We start from the raw sequence: 5,132 nt of genomic DNA, 5'->3' as shown, positions 1-5,132 counted from the left end.
TATCATTCTTCCAGGAAAACGGGTTTCTTTATGCATTCATTTTTGGATATTTATGAGTTTTGCAACACCCTCTATATTGTGCATTGAAAAAAATAAAAGCACTCTATCGAGTGCTCTTGTAATTAATTCTTATATAGATCTACACCGTCTATTTTGTTTTCTTGTGTTGTAGCAGCAGGTTCAGCTTGCATCCCCTTCAACATATTAGGGTCAATATTAACTTGAACTGTATTAACATTATTAACGTTGTTCGTTCCAGCAGTGCGAGCAGCGAATAATGCATTCTTGTAGTCCACACGTCCGCTTAATAAAAACAAGTCAATAAACCATAGAATCCCTAATCCCCGCAAGTAAGAAGATTCAAGATACCCATGCCAATATCTTCAACATAAAATCTTCCTGCGCCTAAGAATCCAAGAAAAATATGTAATAAATACGCATTACCTTTAGATTTCATTTTTTCACTCCATCCCAAAATATAATATGTAAGATTTATAGAACACCATAACAAATTGTTAAGGGCTGCGGCATGTACCGCAATCTAGGGAGCCTACCCTAGTTGTGGATGAATACGAGTAAAACATGGTTTTTATTACAATTAATGGATATGTAATAGTGCATATTTCTAAAAAACCGCATAGAACTAAAAAAGTAGTCATAATTTCACTAATTTATTACTCTACAAGGATATTTTACCTCTGGTTTGTTTAATATGCTGAATGTACTATATACTCAAACAGATTAATCCAAATAGTTACAGTTTCCTGATTATAAGTGTAAAAAAAGAGAGTATAAGGCTCCCTGAAAAAGGTAAAGTCACAGTATATCTTTATTAGTAAATAGCATTTCGACGTACAAAGATAGTTGTTTAGCGAAAAGCCCTTGCTGACGACTGTCCAAGTCATTGTAGGTACTTTTAAATAGGGTAATGGGTCGTTTTGTTAGTTCTCGAAGCCGATAAGTGTGTCTGTTGAAATTCCGAAAATTGAACACAAACATTTTAAACTTTCCACATCTGGCTGATGCCGATCTGTTTCCCAATGGTATTCATATTTTGAGTATAGTAATTTTGGAAAACTACTCTTAGTAATTGAATGAAAATTAAGAATAATTATTTCTCAATATGAAATTTATTGAGAAATTGGAATTTATAGTTTGAAGATATGATATAATAAATCTATTAAATTAACGTGTAATATCAGTCATATCAATGATTATAGGGGATTTTTAAGATTATTTGACAGTTAATTCTGAAAAAATAATTAATTATGTTGGGTTCTGTAAAAGTAGTTGAATCACAATTATTACGTTTACCTAATGACACAATAATGCAAATTTTTAAACTCAATATAGTATATGACCTTTCAAAATCTGTTGTGCTGAAAAGTTAGGTTAGAGAATTATGCTTGGAGAGGGAGGTAAGTATGCAGCAAGTATTAGGGAAATTACATAATGATTTACATTCTATAGGAATAACCGATACAAAATTAGCAAAAATGTGGGGTACCTCTTCTAGTAGAGTTACAGATGCTTTCCAAAGTGGGAAAATCCGTTTTGCACATTTAGCCAAGGCAATGAATATTGTATACGATTCTAATAAGCAAGAGAATATTATTGAACAGTATTTAAATCAGCCTAAACAAGAATATATAAGAGAATTATTGGAATATGCTAGTTTACAAGGAGATTTTCAACTAATTGAGAAGGTTATAAATAAAAAGATTTTGAACAACAAAAAGATTGAAAAACATATAGTAGATAAAGAAGCGCTAGAAATTTATGATTTAATTCAGCAAAATTATACTGGGAAATTGGAGCAAAAAGATTTTTTTAAAAGACTGAGAAAAAAGTATATAAAAGCTGGTAGTTTAGAAATGAGTATTTTAACAGAGATTCTGTTGTGTAGATTATGGTATAGGTCAGGACAACATGATTTAGTAGAAGCGCAATTGGAGGATATTGGTGAAAGTATAAAGGGAGTAAAGAATAGATTTTTTTGCAAAACACTAAATGTTCGCTATAAAGAAGCGCTAGGTGTTATTTCTCTTCGACAAGGTGATGTGTATAGAACACGAAAACTATGTAAAGAAATTATAGACATTAGCGAAGAAGATTCATTTTTAGTTATTCCAAAAGCTATAGCATATTTTAAGCTTGGAGAAAGTTTTGGGTTTTCTAGTTATCCTAAAATGAAGAAATACTTGAAGGTAGCATTGGACATTTTAAAGGAATTTGACGCACCAGGTATCATCGAAACAAGAAATATGATATATAATACATTAGCTTTTTTTCAAATATTTCATTGGAAAGATATTGATGAAATAGAAATTGAGAGACTGCATTTGGCAGAACTAGCATTTTTAAAAATAAAGCAAGGTGAACTGGAAGAAGCTGAGCGTATATTAAAAAGTTTGGAAAGAGAAAATGGTAGGTTGAGCGACATCCAGTTATACTACATGGCTCTGTTAAGATCAGATAAAAACATAGCAAGATTAGCTTTAGAAATGAGTAATGTGATTGGAAATACTTTTTACTCATATGCACCTATGAAATATTTGGGTTTAGTTTAAAAAATAGTATACTATGCATTAGGGAGTTGGTGAAATAAAATGAAAAAAATAATGATAACTGCAATGATAGTTACTAGTCTAGGATTATTTTATTTAGGAATAAATGAAAGTTGGAAAAATGAAGTACAAGTAAAGGAAATGGATTACCAGCATGTACTTTATGTTAATGACCCCTCAGGATGGTAATGATTTTTATTGTAGAATGGCACCGCTAAACAAAAGCGGTGCCATTCGTGCGTTATGGGAATTTTCTGTTTTTTGTTAAATACAGAAAAACGGAAAAAATACCATTTTTTGTTATTTTACAGATAGAGAACTACTATTAATATTATAAGGAAAAGGAGAGATTTTTGTGAAAACAAATAAAAATGGAATGGAATTTAGGGGATGCGAGATGACGAAAAAAGAAATAACAAGAGAATTAGCTGTTAAGTGGATATTAGAAGGAATTACAGTTAATACATTTACTATTGAAGAACAGTTAAGTGAGTTATTATCTAAAATATATACTGAAGACAAATAGAATAATAGGTTCTCCAATTGTTAAATAAAAATTGGAGAACCTATTATTACTTTCGTCCTCTAGTTTGTTGATATTGAACATACATTTCTAATTGCTCCCAAGCTTTTTTCTGTTCTTGTTCTGATAATTTAGATATAAGCTGTTCAATTTTTTTTCCTATTTCTGTAGCTTGTTTATCTTGTTCTGCATTTAGCCTTTCGTCAGTCGATCTTCCTAATAAATAATCTACTGATACTTTATAAATATCAGCTAAACTAGATAAAGTTTCATAGTCTGGTTTTCGTCTTCCAGATTCATAACTAGAGAGACTCCCACGATGTATTTTTAATTTTTCAGTTATATAGGTTTGAGTATAACCGCTTTTTTCACGGCAGAATTTTAATCTTTCTCCCAAATTCATATATCCCCCCCCTTTGCGAATAATTTCCTATTTTGTGTTTCTTTTGCAGTACATTCGAATTATTATTATCTACAGTATATATACTTTTTGACGACTTTACACCGTTTTTTATCAAATTGATAAAAAAAATTATCAAAATGACAAAAAATATATTTACTTCTTCAAAATGACGACATATAATAAAATAACAAATCGTCAAAATGACGACTTAGGGAGTGATGTGATTGACAATAGGTATGAGGATACGTCATATACGAAAAGAAAAGAAAATAACACAAGAAGAATTAGCAAAAAATCTTGGTTTTAGTAGTTCATCTGCTATTTCCTATATTGAAAACGGTCAGAGAAAATTAAATGCTGATAAGATACCTAAATTGGCTGAATGTTTGGGTGTGAATATTGAAGAAATTTTTTTGGGTAAAAGTCGTCAAAATGACGAATTCGAATGATAGGAGGAAGGGAAAATGAAAAAATCAACAGTTCAAATAGCTTTGGCAATTACAAAGTTCACAGCTCAAAGGGGGTGGGACGATGAAGATTTTTGGGATGCAATCGAATTACTTCGCTTCAATAAAGAAGATGAAAGGCAAACAACTGTAGAAAAGTTAGATAACATTCCAGTCACTCATGATAGTGCAAGCGATTATCCGATTATGCTAAACGTAAAACATGTAGAAGAAATATTAGGCGTTGCAAAAAGAACAGCTTACGACATTATGGACCAAAAGGGTTTTCCTTTAGTGAAAATTGGAAGAAAGAAAGTGGTTCCAAGAGATGCATTTTTTAATTGGTTAGAGAAGGGGGTTTCAGCGTGATGGAGGATATAACATCATTAGTAGTATTTGCAATGGTTATCGGATTCAGTGCATTGCTACTCTACATTACTTATGAACCGATAAAACAATGGGCTTGGAGTGACGTAAAACAAAATAAAAAGACCCATGACAGTGGGTCCTCTAAGAAAAAACACTTGTTATAAGTATATCACGGAAAGTAGGTAAATAGTATATGGATTTAAATGAATATCAAGTGCTATTACCTACTAGATTCTAGGACTTAGCAAAAAGCAGCGACGAATTAAAGCAAATGATTTAACAGTATTTCAAAGGTGGTTATCCACATTATGAAATTCAACAGGGTGTAAAAAGAGCGGGCAAGCTCGTGTTGCGAGCTGTACTAGGAGGTAAATTAATGGCTACATTTCGGGTTAATAAAGATAAGAACTATACAACAATAAATAATACAGGTCTCAAAGATACAAGGTTAAGTTGGAAAGCGAAAGGGATTTTAGCATATATTCTTACACTTCCAAATGATTGGATTTTTTATATGGAAGAAGTAACAAAGCATTCTAAGGATGGGATAGCAAGTTTGAAAGCTGGAATGAAGGAATTAAAGGAATGCGGTTATGTTAAACGATTCCCAATTAAAGGAGAAGACGGAAAGATTAGCAAATGGGAAATGATTATATACGAAGTACCACAAGTCGAAAAACCACAAGTAGAAAATCAACTAGTGGAAAAACCACTGATGGAGAATCTACCAGTAGAAAATCAATCGCTACTAAGTACTAAAGAACTAAGTACTAAAGAACTAAGTACTAAAGAACTAAGTACTAAAGAACTAAGTACTAAAGAAC

General features: G+C 31.5%; 6 protein-coding genes and 2 pseudogenes. 6 read left to right on the top strand and 2 right to left on the bottom strand.

All coding sequences use genetic code 11. The features are described from left to right. Positions 1-122: 122 nt before the first annotated feature. Positions 123-457: pseudogene (locus ACQRBL_RS31870) on the bottom strand (TM2 domain-containing protein). 967 nt (positions 458-1,424) lie between these two features. Between ACQRBL_RS31870 and ACQRBL_RS31865 the strand changes: the two are divergent. Both ACQRBL_RS31865 and ACQRBL_RS31860 read left to right on the top strand, forming a co-directional pair. Further along, positions 1,425-2,570, top strand: a complete 1,146-nt coding sequence (locus ACQRBL_RS31865; protein WP_411996618.1) for an AimR family lysis-lysogeny pheromone receptor — start codon at positions 1,425-1,427, stop codon at positions 2,568-2,570. A gap of 352 nt (positions 2,571-2,922) precedes the next feature. Further along, the gene (locus tag ACQRBL_RS31860) at positions 2,923-3,093 is read left to right on the top strand and encodes a hypothetical protein (protein WP_157762857.1); all 171 of its coding nucleotides are present in this window, start codon (positions 2,923-2,925) and stop codon (positions 3,091-3,093) included. A gap of 46 nt (positions 3,094-3,139) precedes the next feature. Here ACQRBL_RS31860 and ACQRBL_RS31855 read toward each other — a convergent pair whose 3' ends face one another. Beyond that, positions 3,140-3,493 carry a helix-turn-helix domain-containing protein gene (locus tag ACQRBL_RS31855; protein WP_411996617.1) on the bottom strand — a complete coding sequence of 118 codons (354 nt, stop codon included), beginning with the start codon at positions 3,491-3,493 and terminating at the stop codon, positions 3,140-3,142. A 224-nt stretch (positions 3,494-3,717) separates the two neighbouring features. On the opposite strand from ACQRBL_RS31855, the gene ACQRBL_RS31850 reads away from it, so the two are divergent. From ACQRBL_RS31850 to ACQRBL_RS31835, 4 genes and pseudogenes are all read left to right on the top strand, one after another. Further along, the gene (locus ACQRBL_RS31850; protein WP_411996616.1) at positions 3,718-3,942 is read left to right on the top strand and encodes a helix-turn-helix domain-containing protein; all 225 of its coding nucleotides are present in this window, start codon (positions 3,718-3,720) and stop codon (positions 3,940-3,942) included. 15 nt (positions 3,943-3,957) lie between these two features. Further along, on the top strand, positions 3,958-4,308 hold the full coding sequence (locus tag ACQRBL_RS31845) for a helix-turn-helix domain-containing protein (RefSeq protein WP_144517512.1): 351 nt from the start codon (positions 3,958-3,960) through the stop codon (positions 4,306-4,308). Then, on the top strand, positions 4,305-4,472 hold the full coding sequence (locus ACQRBL_RS31840; protein ID WP_157762858.1) for a hypothetical protein: 168 nt from the start codon (positions 4,305-4,307) through the stop codon (positions 4,470-4,472). Before ACQRBL_RS31845 ends, ACQRBL_RS31840 begins: the two co-directional genes overlap by 4 nt. Before the next feature lie 212 nt (positions 4,473-4,684). Further along, positions 4,685-5,132 (top strand): annotated as a pseudogene (locus tag ACQRBL_RS31835) (replication protein); the annotation flags it as partial.

The sequence above is a fragment of the Bacillus sp. AF62 genome (assembly GCF_050312695.1).
Lineage (GTDB): Bacteria > Bacillota > Bacilli > Bacillales > Bacillaceae_G > Bacillus_A > Bacillus_A cereus.
The sequence above is the reverse complement of the archived record's forward strand: the minus strand, read 5'-3'. Positions and strand labels throughout refer to the sequence as shown.

Bases quoted from the DNA above. Each gene is read 5' to 3' on its own strand.
- ACQRBL_RS31865 (WP_411996618.1), top strand. From the start codon at position 1,425: ATGCAGCAAGTATTAGGGAAATTACATAATGATTTACATTCTATAGGA.
- ACQRBL_RS31855 (WP_411996617.1), bottom strand. From the start codon at position 3,493: ATGAATTTGGGAGAAAGATTAAAATTCTGCCGTGAAAAAAGCGGTTAT.
- ACQRBL_RS31845 (WP_144517512.1), top strand. From the start codon at position 3,958: ATGAAAAAATCAACAGTTCAAATAGCTTTGGCAATTACAAAGTTCACA.